The sequence below is a fragment of the Actinosynnema sp. NPDC023587 genome (assembly GCF_040640215.1).
Classification (GTDB): Bacteria; Actinomycetota; Actinomycetes; order Mycobacteriales; family Pseudonocardiaceae; genus Actinosynnema.
In genome coordinates this window covers 203,448-217,065 of sequence record NZ_JBFABG010000008.1, presented here as the reverse complement: position 1 = coordinate 217,065, position 13,618 = coordinate 203,448, and the positions used below count along the sequence as shown (strand labels likewise).

The 13,618-nt window shown below is 72.0% G+C and carries 13 protein-coding genes; 8 read left to right on the top strand and 5 right to left on the bottom strand.

Annotated features, from left to right (window positions below):
* Positions 1 to 11: 11 nt before the first annotated feature.
* From AB0G01_RS22370 to AB0G01_RS22360, 3 genes are read left to right on the top strand one after another with little or no spacing between them, the layout of a single operon-like run.
* The gene (locus AB0G01_RS22370; RefSeq protein WP_360948452.1) at positions 12 to 971 is read left to right on the top strand and encodes a hypothetical protein; all 960 of its coding nucleotides are present in this window, start codon (positions 12 to 14) and stop codon (positions 969 to 971) included.
* Entirely contained in the window at positions 964 to 2,655 is a 1,692-nt protein-coding gene (locus AB0G01_RS22365) for a polyprenyl synthetase family protein (protein WP_360948450.1), read from the top strand. Before AB0G01_RS22370 ends, AB0G01_RS22365 begins: the two co-directional genes overlap by 8 nt.
* Positions 2,652 to 5,429: a hypothetical protein gene (locus AB0G01_RS22360; RefSeq protein ID WP_360948448.1), complete on the top strand. Its 2,778-nt coding sequence runs from the start codon at positions 2,652 to 2,654 to the stop codon at positions 5,427 to 5,429. Before AB0G01_RS22365 ends, AB0G01_RS22360 begins: the two co-directional genes overlap by 4 nt.
* 186 nt (positions 5,430 to 5,615) lie before the next feature.
* Here the strand turns inward: AB0G01_RS22360 and AB0G01_RS22355 are convergent, their stop codons facing one another.
* Together AB0G01_RS22355 and AB0G01_RS22350 are read right to left on the bottom strand one after the other, a co-directional pair.
* On the bottom strand, positions 5,616 to 5,828 hold the full coding sequence (locus AB0G01_RS22355; RefSeq protein WP_360948446.1) for a hypothetical protein: 213 nt from the start codon (positions 5,826 to 5,828) through the stop codon (positions 5,616 to 5,618).
* Positions 5,828 to 6,529 (bottom strand): bacterial transcriptional activator domain-containing protein, encoded by a 702-nt coding sequence (locus AB0G01_RS22350; RefSeq protein ID WP_360948444.1) that lies wholly within the window; start codon positions 6,527 to 6,529, stop codon positions 5,828 to 5,830. The genes AB0G01_RS22355 and AB0G01_RS22350 overlap by 1 nt, the downstream gene beginning before the upstream one ends.
* Before the next feature lie 204 nt (positions 6,530 to 6,733).
* On the opposite strand from AB0G01_RS22350, the gene AB0G01_RS22345 reads away from it, so the two are divergent.
* Together AB0G01_RS22345 and AB0G01_RS22340 are read left to right on the top strand one after the other, a co-directional pair.
* Positions 6,734 to 7,594 (top strand): manganese catalase family protein, encoded by an 861-nt coding sequence (locus AB0G01_RS22345; RefSeq protein ID WP_360948442.1) that lies wholly within the window; start codon positions 6,734 to 6,736, stop codon positions 7,592 to 7,594.
* 30 nt (positions 7,595 to 7,624) lie between these two features.
* A complete protein-coding gene (locus AB0G01_RS22340; protein ID WP_360948440.1) occupies positions 7,625 to 8,857 on the top strand; it encodes an Nramp family divalent metal transporter in 1,233 nt (410 codons plus the stop codon).
* On the opposite strand, the gene AB0G01_RS22335 is transcribed toward AB0G01_RS22340, so the two are convergent.
* Positions 8,847 to 9,503: an MBL fold metallo-hydrolase gene (locus AB0G01_RS22335; protein ID WP_360948438.1), complete on the bottom strand. Its 657-nt coding sequence runs from the start codon at positions 9,501 to 9,503 to the stop codon at positions 8,847 to 8,849. The two genes, AB0G01_RS22340 and AB0G01_RS22335, sit on opposite strands and share 11 nt — an antisense overlap.
* Positions 9,504 to 9,606: 103 nt before the next feature.
* Here AB0G01_RS22335 and AB0G01_RS22330 point away from each other — a divergent pair, with 103 nt between their 5' ends.
* The gene (locus AB0G01_RS22330) at positions 9,607 to 10,425 is read left to right on the top strand and encodes a GAF and ANTAR domain-containing protein (protein WP_360948436.1); all 819 of its coding nucleotides are present in this window, start codon (positions 9,607 to 9,609) and stop codon (positions 10,423 to 10,425) included.
* Between the two features lie 118 nt (positions 10,426 to 10,543).
* Here AB0G01_RS22330 and AB0G01_RS22325 read toward each other — a convergent pair whose 3' ends face one another.
* Positions 10,544 to 12,007, bottom strand: coding sequence for an ornithine decarboxylase (locus AB0G01_RS22325; protein ID WP_360948434.1), 1,464 nt, complete (start codon positions 12,005 to 12,007; stop codon positions 10,544 to 10,546).
* A gap of 108 nt (positions 12,008 to 12,115) precedes the next feature.
* The gene (locus AB0G01_RS22320) at positions 12,116 to 12,481 is read right to left on the bottom strand and encodes an STAS domain-containing protein (RefSeq protein WP_360948432.1); all 366 of its coding nucleotides are present in this window, start codon (positions 12,479 to 12,481) and stop codon (positions 12,116 to 12,118) included.
* A gap of 310 nt (positions 12,482 to 12,791) precedes the next feature.
* On the opposite strand from AB0G01_RS22320, the gene AB0G01_RS22315 reads away from it, so the two are divergent.
* Positions 12,792 to 13,439, top strand: a complete 648-nt coding sequence (locus AB0G01_RS22315) for a HemK2/MTQ2 family protein methyltransferase (protein ID WP_360948430.1) — start codon at positions 12,792 to 12,794, stop codon at positions 13,437 to 13,439.
* Positions 13,423 to 13,617 carry a CDGSH iron-sulfur domain-containing protein gene (locus tag AB0G01_RS22310; protein WP_360948428.1) on the top strand — a complete coding sequence of 65 codons (195 nt, stop codon included), beginning with the start codon at positions 13,423 to 13,425 and terminating at the stop codon, positions 13,615 to 13,617. The genes AB0G01_RS22315 and AB0G01_RS22310 overlap by 17 nt, the downstream gene beginning before the upstream one ends.
* The last annotated feature ends 1 nt before the right edge of the window (position 13,618 follow it).

Below are 13,618 nucleotides of genomic sequence, written 5' to 3'. Positions count from 1 at the left end.
ACCGCAGGTGGTTGCACTACGCGTTCCTGTCGCCGGACAGCGGCCACGCCCTGATCTCGAACCTGTCGGTGCTCGGCGCGGAGCAGCCGGACGACGGCGCGTCGACCAGGTGGGAGCCGCAGCGGATGGCGATCCTGCTGGTGTTCGACCCCGTGCACGGCTGGTCGTCCAGCCAGTTCAACGCCGTGCAGCCCGATTCGCCCTGGTCGGCCTTCCGGGTGCCCCACCGGCACCGGGTGGCCGGTGCGTTCCCGGTCGCGGCGGTGGCGGGCGCGCCTGCGGTGGACCTGCGGTTGTTCCGCACCAGCAGGCCGTGCACGTCGCAGTGCGCCCCGTTCGGGTACGACCAGTTCCTCCGCTGGCAGTCCGAACCCGGTGTTCGGGGTTCGGGGACCTTGCGCACCGCGCACGGGGACGTCACGTGCGACCTGGTGGGTTACCACGAACGTGTGCGCGGCCGGTGGAGTTGGCCGGTGCTGGGCGGCTGGGTCTTCGGCTTCGCCAACGCGCCGTCGGCGGACGCGGTGGGCCCGCCGCCCTGGTCGGTGGTGTTCACCCTGATCCAGCCCCGGTACCCGGCCGAATCCGCCAACGGTTCGGTCATGCTGTGGCGGGAGGGCCGGATGGTGCGGCACTTCCCGCGCCGCCGCCTGGAGGTCGCGGTGCAGGGCGAGTTGGACCGGGACCGGGTGGTGCTGGTCCCGCCGCTGGCCGCCGCCCTCGCCACGGCCCCGGCCCCGCTCGTCCCGGGGCGGCTGCTGATCACCGCCCGGATGGGCGCGGACTGGCTGGTGCTGGACTTCCGGCCGACCACGGCCGCCCGGATCGCCAACCCGTCCGAGACGAGCCTGCGGCCGTTCAGCGTGCACGAGCTGCTGGGCCGGTGCACGGCCGAGGGCGTGGTGTCCGGTCGGCGGGTCGAGTTCGAGACGGGCGGGATCGTGGAGTTCGCGGGTGGTGCCCATGACTGAGACCGGGACGGCGGTCGCCGAGCGGGCACCGCACACGGGTGCGCGGCTGCTGGCCGAGACGGTGACAGCGCTGTCGCAACGCGCACCGGCCATCGTCGCGGCCGCCGCCGACCAGATGCGCGGCATCCGGCTGGCACTGCACTTCCACGACGGCAGCCGGGCCACGATGACGGTGCGCCACAGCCGCCTGGTGGTCGAGCCGGACCTGGTGGGCGCACCCGAGGTCGAGGTGGTCTTCGACGACCGGGCGATGAACCTGGTCTTCGACGCCCAGCGCCCCCCGGTGGAGCAGGTCCTGGCGCAGAGCCTGGACGTCCGAGGGGACCGCGAGCGGGTGCTGGCGGTGTGGCGGGCCTTCACCCTGCTGTCCCAACGCGCCTCGGGCCTGCGGTTCATCCAGCAGCTCTGGCGCGACTACCGCGAACAGGCCCCCCGGCTGTGGGGGGTGATCGCCGGCGACGGCGCTGCGCCGCTGTCCCCGCACGGGGACGTCCCGACCGGCTGGCACGCCGTGGACTTCCTCGCCGCCCGGCAACCGCTGGAGGCGGACGAGGACGGGGGCGCGCGGGCGCTCATCGGCGGGACGGTGCGCACGGCACCGAGGTCGCTGTGGGACGGCCGCCGCAGCTCCGGCTGGTGGGAGACCCAGCGGGTCGGCGACGCCGACCTGGTGGAGACGATGCGGGTGTGCCGGTCGCGGGCCAACCGGCAGATGGAAGACCTGATGCCCGACCGCGAGCCGAAAGCGGCCCTGTACGACCTCATGCGGTCCTACCCGGCGCGCCAGGGCAAGGGACTGCGCCCCACGCTGGTGTTCGCGGCGTGCGCGGCCTTCGGGGAGAAGCCGGAGAACGCGGTGCGGGCGGCGGCGGCGCTGGAGCTGTTCCACAACGGGTTCCTGGTCCACGACGACATCGCCGACGAGTCCACCCACCGTCGCGGGCTGCCGACGATGAACGCCGAGTTCGGCAACGGCCTGGCGGTCAACGTCGGCGACGGGCTCAACCTGCTGGCGGTGGACGCGGTGCTGGCGAACCTGGAAACGCTCGGGCTGGCACGGACGCTGGGCCTCATCCAGGAGGTCATGCACATGTGCCGGGAGTCCATCGAGGGCCAGGCCATGGAACTGGGGTGGATCCACGACCGCACGGTCCCGCCCCGGGACGAGGACTACTTCACCATGAGCACCAAGAAGACCGGTTGGTACACCTGCATCAGCCCGTGCCGGATGGGCGCGGTCTGCGCCGGGGTCACCGACCCGGCCGTGCTGAACCGCTTCGACGAGGTCTTCCGGCTCATCGGCATCGCCTTCCAGATCCAGGACGACATCCTCAACCTCGTCGGCGACGAGGCGCTCTACGGCAAGGAGACCCTGGGGGACCTGCTGGAGGGCAAGCGCACCGTCATGCTGATCCACCTGTTCCGCACCGCGAAGGCGGCCGAGCGCAAGCGGCTCGCGAGGGTCCTCAACCGGCCGCGCAGCCGGAAGTCCCAGGCCGACGCCGAGCTCCTGCTGGCCGCCATGCGCGAACACGGCTCCATCGACTACGCCATCGACCTGGCGGACAGGCTGGCCGCCGAGGGCATCGACCGCTTCGAGAACGACCTGGGCATCATCCCGGAGAACGAAGGGAAAGCAGTGCTGCGACAGATCGCCCACTACGTCACCACCCGGCCGTTGTGAGCCCCGAACCCGCGAACCCGCACGCCGCGTCCCCCTTGTACGAGCAGGACCGGGCGGTGCTGCGACTGGTCCGCAGGACCAACGACCGGTTGCGCGAGCTGTTGTGCACGCTGGCCCGCCGAGGGGTCGCGCTGCGGCGGGCCACGCCGGACCGGGCCCGGTGCATCCTCGACGCGCTGGCCCCGTGGCCCTTCTACAAGGGCGGGCAGTTCCTGTTCGACCTGCTCGAATGGGAAGACCTGATGATCGACGGCCCGCCTCCCGCAGTGCTGACCCGCGCCGACCTCGACGAACTGTTGACGTTGCCGGTGCGGTGGCTGCTGGCCACCGTCGAAGCCGCAGAGGCACCCGCGCCGTTGCGGCGCACCACCGCCGCGCTCAACCTGCCGGTGCGCCTGCTCGCCACCACGGCGCGCTCCTTCGTGCAAAGCGCCCTGCGCGATTTCGAGCAGGTGCTGTCCCCACCACAGGAAACCGCTCCCGACGACCACCTCGCGGACCACGCCACCGACCAGGACCCGCTGCCGGAGCTGCAAAGCGGGTTCTACCTGTACGAAGACGTCGTGCTCGGCCTGTTCGACCTCGTCGGCCCCCACCTGCCCGCCCCGCCCCGCGAGGGAGACGAGGGAGACGAGGGAGACGAGCCGACCCCGGACCACGCAGGCCCGGACAGCGGGGACGACAGCGAAGGTGACGACACCATGACGGCAACGCAGTCCACTGCGGCGAGCCCCGCGCCCAAGACCTCGGCCACGGTCTTCCCGATCGAGGAGACGTTCCGGGTCACCGAGGTCGAGGACCTCGAACACGACTGGACGTTGCTCGGCGACGCCGTCCTGACCGGTGACGACGGCCTTCGGCTGACCCCGAACGAGCAGTACAAGGCCGGAACGGCGCTGCTCGGCACGCCGTTCCCCGCCGAGTCCGGGGTCAGCGTCGAGTTCGACTACTACGCCTCGGGCGGGCAGGGCGACGGCTTCGCCGTCTACCTCATCGACGGTGCCCACGACACCGGGGTCGGCGGCTACGGCGCGGGCCTGGGCTACTCCCTCACCGTCGACCCCGGCGGCAAGATCGTCTCGGAGGGGGTCTCCCGGGGCTACCTCGGTGTGGGCTTCGACATCTGGGGCAACTTCTCCACCACTCTGGCCGGGCCCTCCGGCGGCACGACCCGGCAACCGGACAAGGTCGCGCTGCGCGGATCGGGGAATGAACGCGACGGTTTCCACTACCTCACCGGTGCGGACGCCCCGGGCGGTCTGGCGGCGACCTGGGACGACCAGGCGCACGTGCAGGTCGTCATCGTGGACGCGGTGGTCACCGTGCACCTCACCCGCGCCGGCCGGACCACCACCGTGCTCGACGGCGTCGACCTGAAGCCGGCCCCGGGCCAGGACGCCATGCCCGAGACGTTCAAGTTCGGCCTGTCGGGCAGCACCGGGTACCACACGTCGTTGCACAGCCTGCGCAACCTGGTCATCGCGCTGCCCGCGAAGATGCCGTTGCGGGTCACGGGCCCCGACGAGGTTCCTGCGGGCAGCGAGATCGCCTACACGATCGCCGTGCGCAACGACGGCCCCAACAGCGTGCCGAACGCCGAGGTCGCCGGCACCCTCGTCGCGGGGCTGTCCAACGCCACCGTCGCCGTCACCGGCACCGACGGCGGGGCGCGAGCGGGCCAGGGGAACACCGACGGGCAGGACTTCACCCAGCGGCTGGACCTGCCGGTCGGCGGCAGCGCCACGATCACCGTCACCGGCACCACCGGGCGCTCCGCCACCGGCCAGGTCACCTGCACCGCGAGCATCGGCTCGCCCGAGCACCGCAACACCGCCCAGGACCGGTCCGACTCGCACACCACCCGGCTGACCGCCCACGTCCCCCAGGACGACCTCCAGGTCTGCCAGCAGGGCGTGGTCTCGGTGAAACCCGGCGAGCAGGGGCACATCGCCATCAGCGTGGCCAACCCCGACGACAACGCCGTCGACCTGCCCGCCGCCGAGCTGGTGTTCGACGCACCCACCGGCTTCGAGTGGACGGGCACGATCACGTTCACCCACTACAACGCCAACGGGCAGACCGTGGGCACCGGGGACACCACGCTGGAACCCGTCCTGGAGGACGACAACACGCGGCTGCGGCTGACCGGGTTGCAGGACCTCAGGTCCGCTGAGGGCTACGTGCTCGCCTACGCCCTGGGGATCAAGGCGAAGCCCGACGCCGTGCCCGGCCGTCGCACCGACGGCAAGGCCCTGGTGGCCGACTCCGCACCGCTGCGCCTGACCGCCACCGTGCAGGGTGCCGACGAGGGGCAGTCGTTCACCAACGGTGACGGCAGGCTGCCGGTGATCCAGCCCGCCGTGGTGGAGGTCAAGCAGGGCGAGAGCGGCTTCCTGGCCGTCACCGTCGGCTTCGAGCAGGACGGGAAGCAGGAGGTGGGCACCCTCGACCAGCGGTTCCGCGCGCCCGCCGGATTCACCTGGAACGGGTACATCTCCTACTCCTACTACAGCGGCGGCCGGAACAGCCAGGGCGGTCAGGGCGACATCGAGCACCGGATCACCGACGGCGGCACGACCTTCACGATCACCGGGATGCCCGAGCTCAGGGCGTCCAAGGGCCTCTACCTGACCTACGTCCTCGGCCTCACCGCCGACGAGGACGCCGAGGTGGGCCGGCACGACGACGGCGAGGCCAAGATCGGTGCCGCCGCCCCGCTCGCGCTGCACGCCACGGTCTTCGACAAGGACGAACCCGCCAGGTGTAACCGGTAGTCCGCATTCGGCCGCAGGCTGCCCGGGTGGGGTCGGCGGCCACAAGTGTCGCGGCGGCGTTCGGGTGCTCTCGGTGCGATGGGCACACGAAGGTGGTCGTGGATTTCACTCGGTCGATAAGCGTTCGGGTGACAGGCCGTTAGGGGATTCCCTGCTGGGAGGGCGGTGTGCACATGGCTCCCGGGGTTACGCGACCAGGAGCAGTCCGGCACCCGCCACGACGACCAAGGCTCCGGCAACCGACACCCACGGGGCCGCCCGCAGCCACGCCGCGATCCGCCTTGCCTCGCGCTCCCGGCGTGGTTCCGCCGCCGACCACCGGCACGCCAGCACGAACAGCCCCAGCCCCGCCAGCCACAGCAACCCCGCGCACACCAGCCCCACCGCCGGGCCCGCCATCACCGGCCACCCAGCAGGGGGCGCACCAGGCGGTGGATCTCCGGGGACGGCTCCAACCCCAGTTCGCTGCGCAACCGCACCCGGTAGGCGGTGTACTGCCGCACCGCCTGCGCCGGGTTCCCCTCGGCCAGGTGCAACTCCACCAGCGTCCGGTGGGCGCTCTCCCGCAGCGGATCGGTCTGCACCGCCGCCAGCGCCGCCTGGTGGGCCCGCAGCCGGTCGCCCGACGACCGGAACCGCGCGCTCAGCGCCTCCAACGCGCGTAGCCGGGCCTCGCGCCACCAGTCCTGCTCCTCGTGCAGCCAGGGGTAGTCCCACCCCGGCAGCAGGTCCGTGCGCAGCAGCGCCACCGCGTCGGGTCCCGGCACACGCTCCGGTGAGGTGACGGCGTCCACCAGCCTTCGGGCGTGGTGGAAGTCCACCTCCACACCGGGGCGCAGGCACAGGGTGTCACCGGAGGTGCTCACCAGACCCGGTCCGGACAGCCGCCACAGCGTGGACCTCAGGCACGCCGCCGCCCGTCGAGCGGTCGTTTCCTGCCACAGCAGCGCTGCGGCCACCGATCGGGTGACCGGACTCTCGCGCAACGCCAGCAGTGCCACCAACTTCCGGGCGCTCGGTACCACGTGCACCCGTGCCTGGTCGAAGTCCAGGCCGAAGCCGTCGAGCAGGTGGACGGTGGTGCGGGGTCGATCGTTCATCGCCGCGAACGCCCTTTCTGCCGTCACGGGTGCCGGGCCGTTCGGGTGCCCGGGAATCGCGCGGTCACACCACCGCGCGGAAATATTCGCCCGCTGTCGACCTGCACCGGTGTCGAGTCGGTGACGCGGTCGTGCTGTTTCCGGGCGCGGACCGGTCACGCCCCCTGCCTACCGTCGCGGTCGCACCCAACCGAGGAGGCGGCGATGTTCCTGCACACCAGCAGGCTCCAGTTCGAGGCCAAGCCCGCGCAGCCCGACGCGCTGTTCGCGCGCAAGCTCCAGGAGCTGATCGGCGGGGCCTGGGGCGAGATGACCGTGACCATGCAGTACCTGTTCCAGGGCTGGAACTGCCGGATGGAGGGCAAGTACAAGGACCTGATCATGGACGTGGCCACCGAGGAGATCGGCCACGTCGAGATGCTCGCGACGATGGTGGCCCGCCTGCTGGAGGGCGCGCCCTCGGAGGTGACCGCCAAGGCCGTGGAGGACCCGGTGGTCGCGGCGGTCATCGGCGGGATGGACCCGCAGCAGGCGATCGTCAGCGGCGGCGGCCCGACGCTGTCCGACAGCAACGGCGTGCCGTGGAACGGCCGGTTCATCGTCGCCAGCGGCAACCTGATGGCCGACTTCCGCGCCAACGTCGCCGCCGAGGCCCAGGGCAGGCTCCAGACCGCGCGGCTCTACAACATGACCGACGACCCGGGCGTGCGGGACATGCTCAAGTTCAACCTCGCCCGCGACACCGCCCACCAGAACATGTGGCTGGCCGCGATCGAGGAGTTGCAGGAAGACGGCCTGGAGGGGCCGATCAGCCCGAGCGCGCTGTTCGACGAGGAGCACCAGGAGCACGCGGGCACCATCTGGCACAACTCCGACGGCACGGCCGGGCCGGAGGGCCGGTGGGCGTCCGGACCCGCCCCGGACGGGACCCACGAGTTCTCCTACCTGATGAACCCGGAGCCGCTGGGCGACCAGGCGTCCGCGCCCGCGCCGGACCCGCTGCTGTACGCCACCAGCCCGACCAACCTCGGGCTGATCGAGAGGGCCATCCGCAAGCTCACCTGACCGCCGGACCGGTGACTCGGAGGAGGTGACATGGTCGACACCCCGTCGCGGACGCCGGTCGTGGCGCGGCTGCGCTCGGCGGCCGTGGTCATGGGGCCCGCGTTCGTGGTCGCGGTGGCCTACGTCGACCCGGGCAACTTCGCCACCAACATGGCGGGCGGTGCCGCCCACGGCCACCTGCTGCTCTGGGTGGTCGTGGGGGCGAGCGCGCTGGCGATGTTCGTCCAGTACCAGTCCGCGAAGCTCGGCGTGGTGACCGGGCGCAACCTGCCCGAGCTGTGCCGGGAGCACTACCCGCGACCGGTGACCGGGTTGCTGTGGGTGCAGGCGGAACTGGTGGCGATGGCGACCGACCTGGCCGAGTTCGTCGGCGCGGCGGTGGCGCTGAACCTGCTGTTCGGCGTCCCGCTGCTACCTGCGGCGCTGATCACGGCGGTGGTGTCGGCGGGCATCCTCGCGCTGGCCCCGCTGCGCCGGCGGCGGTTCGAGTCGGTGATCGTCGGGCTGCTCGCGGTGGTGCTCGGCGGGTTCCTCTACCAGGCGCTGCGGCTGGGACCGCCGACCGGCGCGCTGGAGGGGCTCGTGCCCGGGTTCGCCGGGGTGGACAGCGTGCTGCTGGCCACCGCCATGCTCGGCGCGACCGTGATGCCGCACGTGATCTACCTGCACTCGGCGCTCACCCAGCGTTACCACACCACCGACCCGGTGGCGCGGCGGCGGGTGCTGCGGGCCAGCCGGGCGGACATCGTGGTGGCGCTGGGCGTGGCCGGCGCGGTGAACGCGAGCATGCTCATCGTGGCGGCGGGTGCGTTCCACGGCACGGGGCCCGTGCGGGAGTCGCTGGAGGACATGCACGCCGGCTTGGGCGCGCTGCTGGGGCCCGGCGCGGCGTTGGCGTTCGCGTTGGCGCTGCTGGCGTCCGGACTGGCCGCGTCGAGCGTCGGTACGTACTCCGGTCAGGTGGTCATGGAGGGGTTCTTGCGCCGGCGCATCCCGATGGTGCTGCGGCGGCTGCTGACCATGCTGCCCGCCCTGGCGGTGCTGGCGGTGGGGGTCGATCCGACGCGGGCGCTCGTGCTCAGCCAGGTGGTGCTGTCGTTCGGCATCCCGTTCGCCCTGGTGCCGCTGGTGCTGCTGGGGCGGCGGGCCGACGTCATGGGCAGCGCGGTGAACCGGCGCGGCACGACCCTGTTCGGCGTGGTGGGTGCGGTGGTGATCTCGGCGTTGAACCTGTTCCTGCTGGCCCGCACGCTCAGCGGGTGAGGTGTGACGGGAAGGTGAACCGCCCGCCGCGGTCGACGTACGTGACCGCGGCGGGCGGTTCGCGCCGTTCGACCTCGGCGACGAAGTCCGACAGCGGGGACTTCATCAGGCCGTAGTCGTCGTAGTGGACGGGGACGGCGTGCCGGGGTTGGAGGAGTTGCAGCAGGTCGACGCCCTGTTTGCCGTCCATGGTCAGCAGCAGGCCGAGGGCCTTCGTGCCGCCCAGGTGGACCACGGCCACGTCGATGACCGGGTAGCGCTCGCGGAGTTCGCGGTGCACCAGGGTGTCGCCGCTGAGGTAGACGCGCAGCGGCGTGGCGTCGGGGTGCGGCCGGTACTCGACCATGCTGCCCATGACCGGCGGGAGCAGCTTCGCCAGTGGTCCCAGCGCGTGCCGGCCGGGCAGGGACGTGACGGTCGGCGAGGCCCCGTCGCGGGTGAGGGTGAGGTCGGACCAGGTTCCCAGGCCGACGGTCTCCCGGAAGCCGCGCCGGCCCAGCTTGCGGGCGGCGTGCGGGGTGGTGAGGATCGGCAGATCGCGGTCGAGGGAGTGGGTGGCGATGCGGCGGTGCGGCCCCTCCCGCCGCAGTTCTCTTCCTCCCCGCCAGGCCCTCCCGACGGCGCTTTCGCCGACGCGGTGGCACAAGGCGCACCCTCGTGGACTCGTCGTGGCGATTACCGTGTGCGACTCTGGGATGTCGAGTGGTGGCAACCGCTCCACTCGTCGGGTCGACCATCGAAGGGGCGCGATGGACGAAGTGCACGAGCCCGCTGCGGCGTTGATCGACTTCGCGCGGTCGCTGCGGCCCGACGAGTCGCGCGGGGTGGTGCTGGAGCGGGTCGCCGGTCGGGTGCTCGGGGTGGTGGCCGACGCCGACGCGGTGTCGGTGACGTTGTACGACCACGGCCGACCGGGCACCATAGCCTCCACCTCGCCGACCGCGTCGGCGCTCGACCAGGTCCAGTACTCCTCCGGTGCGGGGCCCTGCCTGGACTCGGTGCTCACCGGGACGGTGGTCCGCGCCGAGCTGGACCACGGGGACGGGAAGTGGCCCGCGCTGGCGTCGGCGGCGGTCGGGCTCGGCATCCGGACGGCGCTGTCCTGCCCGCTGTTCGTGCCGGACGCGAGTGCCGGGCGCAAGCCCCGGACGCGGGACGGGCAGCTCTCCGGCGCGGTGAACGTGTGGAGCGCGCGCTCGGCAGCCTTCGACCGGGTCGAGACCGCCCTGATCGCCCTGTTCACCTCGGCGATGTCGGCGATCGTCCTCACCGGGTCGCACTGGAGCGACGCCGAGCGGCAGGCCGGGCAACTGGTGACGGCGCTGGAGAGCCGGGACGCCATCGCGACGGCCAAGGGGATCGTCATGGCGCGCCTGGACCTGACCGCCGACGACGCCTTCCGCTGGCTCACGGCGGCCTCCCAGCACACCAACCGCAAGCTCCGCGATGTGGCGGCCGTGATCATCGCCGACCCGGGCGTGGTCCTCCGGACCGTCGGGACCACGCTCCCCACGGCGCGCCGGCCGGAACCGGGCGTGACCCCGGTGACCCGATCGGAGGACAGGTGACGGACCCGGGCGGCCGGCGCGGTATCCATTGTGGACTGTTGCCGTCCCTGGTCGGGGAGCTCGGCCGGCAGGACACTGGTCAGAGGTCCAGGGACCTCGCGGTGCTGGGCCGGTCGTGTTACCGGGCGACCACGCGGATCGATTTCAGTTCCGCGTCGGAGGGGTCGGGGAGCACCATGCCGGCGGCCAGGCCGCTGCGGACGTAGTCGAGGACCTCGCGGGTGATGACCTCGCCGGGCAGCACGGCCGGCGCGCCCGGTGGGTACGGGGTGATCATCTCGGCGGCGACCCGGCCGACCGCGTCGTGGGTGCTCACCTGCTCGGTGGTGGCGAAGAACGCGTCACGCGGGAGCATCACCGTCTCCAGTTGCAGGTCCTCCGGGGACGGCAGGTCCACCGGTTCCGGGGTCGGCAGCGAGTCGGCGTCGCGGGTGAGCGCGCGCAGCGCGTCGAGCAGGACGGCCGCCGATCGTTCGTCGTCGGCGTGGGTGAAGTGGGCGACGACCCGTCGGTGGTCGGACAGCCCGACGGTGACGCGGCGGTGGTCACGCAGCCAGTCGGCGGCCTGGTAGCCGCTGATGTCCAGCCCGGACACGTCCACGACGATTTTGAGCGGGTCGAAGGAGTTCGCGAGCGCGGGGCCGGTGAACTCGGCTTCTCCCATCACCCGCAGGCCCGGCAGCGCGTCGATGCCCGCGCGGGTGGCGTGGGCCAGGGCGAGCACGGAGGTCAGCAGGGCCTTGCCGTGCTGCACCATCTGCCGCCGCCAGCCGTCCAGGCTCGCGTACACCAGCGAGGTCGCGCTGGTCGTGCCCAGGAGGTCTTCGCGCGCCTTGAGCACGTCGGGGTCGACGCGGTCGCCTTGGAGGTGGAACACCGAACTCTGCTCCACGGCCGCGCCGGACTTGTGCACGCTGGTCACGCAGAGGTCGGCGTCGGCGTCCATGGCCCACGGCGGCAGGTCGGGGTGGAACGGCAGGTGCGCGCCCCACGCCTCGTCCACGATCAGGGGCCGGTCGAACTCGTGGCACGCCTCGGCCACCGCGCGGATGTCGCCGCACGTGCCGTAGTCGGTGGGGGTGACCAGCAGCATCCCCTTGGCCTCCGGTTCGGCCCGGAACAGCGCGCGCACCTCGTCCGGGCCCGGTGGGTGCGCGAGGTGCCGCTCGGCGTCCCAGTGCGGGGAGATCCACACCGGCGAGACGCCGCTGAGGATCAGCGCCGAGATCACCGACTTGTGCGCGTGCCGGGGCACGATGAGCTTCTCGTGCGGCCCCGCGACGGCCAGCATCGCGCTCTTGACCGACAGCGAACTGCCGCAGGTGGAGAAGAACGCGTGGTCGGCGCGCACCGCGTCGGCCATCAGCTCCTGCGCCCGTTCCAGCACGCGGCCGGTGGTCCGGCGGTCGTCCAGGCCGTTGGGCGTGATGACGTCGGCGGCGAAGAGGGCCTCGCCGAGCACGTCGAGCACCCTCGGGTCGACGCCGCGACCCTGGCGGTGGCCGGGCGGGTTGAACGGCACGTAACCGTGGTCGCGGAACTGCTGCAACGCGTCGAGCACCGGCACTTCGCTGTGATCCATGGCCGAGGAGTAACCAGTCGTGGCGAATGGCAATCCGACCGACCCCTTCGGGTGAAACCGGGAGGCGCAGTGCCGGCGACGACGTGACCGGCTGACAGGGAATTGTCGCTATGCGACGTGCTCGGCCAGGGCGTCGACCAGCGTGGGCAGCACGGTCAGCGCGGTCCGGAGCGACGTGAGTTCCATGGGCCGCAACACCACGCGCCGGTCGGCGACCACGAGGAACCGCCGTCCGGTGCCCGCGCACCTGAGGTGCAGGCGCAGCAGGACGGCCAGGCCGTGCGAACCGATGAATTCGACGCCGGTCAGGTCCGCCACCAGCGCCGAAGGCGGCACGAGGCGGTACATCGCCTCCATCAGCGCCCGTTCGAACTCCGGTGCCGAGCGCATGTCGACATCACCGGCCACGCGCACCACGACGGTGGAGCCGAGGGTCTCCGAAGAGATGTCGAGCGTCAAGGACGAGTCGATCATTATCCACCACCTGGTTCGACAGACGACATCGGTCGCATCGCGTCAGGCTGCGGTCTCAACCTCCCCTGCACCGTAGCGCCCTCGTCGTCCGCAGGCCAGCCCGCGCACGAGTGGAAACGTTCCCACGCGCCTTCGAGGGCAGGAAGCGGACCGCACGGCTCCAGGCAATGGGGACGATCCACCGATCGTGGACATCCTCCGATTTCCCGGTGCGGGACGCGGATTCGGGACCCGGCGGTGCCGCCGTCGACGCCGTCATGTCCGCCGCCCGATCCTGTTTGGAGCGTTCCGCGCCGGGAACGTCATCTTCATGTGGATGTGGAGGCCGCCCGGGGTGTACCGGCCGCAGGAGGACACGTGGTTGCTCGCCGGGGCGCTGGCCCAGGCGGGGGTCCCGTCGGGGGCGAGCGTTCTCGACGCGTGCACCGGTACCGGTGTGCTGGGCGTGGTGGCCGGTCTGGCGGGGGCCGGTGAGGTGACCGCCGTGGACATCAGCCGGCGCGCCGTGGCTTCCGCTCGGATCAACGGCTGGGTGCGCGGGGTCGCACTGAAGGCGTTGCGCGGTGATTTCGTGAGCCTGGTGGGGCGATCGCGGTTCGACCTGGTGCTGTCGAACCCGCCGTACGTGCCCAGCGTGCCGGGTGTGCCCAAGGGGGCTGCGCGGGCGTGGGACGCGGGGGAGAAGGGGCGGGCGGTGCTCGACCGGCTGTGCACGGCCCTGCCGTCGTTGTTGACCGACCGGGGAATGGCCCTGATCGTCCACTCCGGGTTGTGCGACGGCGATCTGACGCTGAACCGGTTGCGGGACGGCGGGTTGAAGGCGTCCGTGGTCGCGCGTCGGACCGTGCCGTTCGGCCCGGTGCTGCGCAGGAGGTCCAGGTGGTTGCGGGACAACGGTTACCTGGCACCGGGTCAGGACCGGGAGGAACTGGTGGTGATCCGTGCCGACGTCGCGTGACAAGCGCCGGGTGACGATCGTCCCCGGCGGGCCGGTGCTCGTGGAGGGGCCGGTGGAACTGGTGCTGGAGGACGGCAGCACGGTGGAGTCCGACCGGTTCGTCGTGGCGCTGTGCGCGTGCCGCCGCAGCAAGCGGTTCCCGTTCTGCGACACCAGTCACCGGGCGCGCAGGCGGTGAT

Bases quoted from the DNA above. Each gene is read 5' to 3' on its own strand.
- AB0G01_RS22325 (WP_360948434.1), bottom strand. From the start codon at position 12,007: ATGGATCACAGCGAAGTGCCGGTGCTCGACGCGTTGCAGCAGTTCCGC.
- AB0G01_RS22320 (WP_360948432.1), bottom strand. From the start codon at position 12,481: ATGATCGACTCGTCCTTGACGCTCGACATCTCTTCGGAGACCCTCGGC.
- AB0G01_RS22365 (WP_360948450.1), top strand. From the start codon at position 964: ATGACTGAGACCGGGACGGCGGTCGCCGAGCGGGCACCGCACACGGGT.
- AB0G01_RS22315 (WP_360948430.1), top strand. From the start codon at position 12,792: ATGTGGATGTGGAGGCCGCCCGGGGTGTACCGGCCGCAGGAGGACACG.
- AB0G01_RS22345 (WP_360948442.1), top strand. From the start codon at position 6,734: ATGTTCCTGCACACCAGCAGGCTCCAGTTCGAGGCCAAGCCCGCGCAG.
- AB0G01_RS22340 (WP_360948440.1), top strand. From the start codon at position 7,625: ATGGTCGACACCCCGTCGCGGACGCCGGTCGTGGCGCGGCTGCGCTCG.
- AB0G01_RS22350 (WP_360948444.1), bottom strand. From the start codon at position 6,529: ATGAACGATCGACCCCGCACCACCGTCCACCTGCTCGACGGCTTCGGC.
- AB0G01_RS22330 (WP_360948436.1), top strand. From the start codon at position 9,607: ATGGACGAAGTGCACGAGCCCGCTGCGGCGTTGATCGACTTCGCGCGG.
- AB0G01_RS22355 (WP_360948446.1), bottom strand. From the start codon at position 5,828: ATGGCGGGCCCGGCGGTGGGGCTGGTGTGCGCGGGGTTGCTGTGGCTG.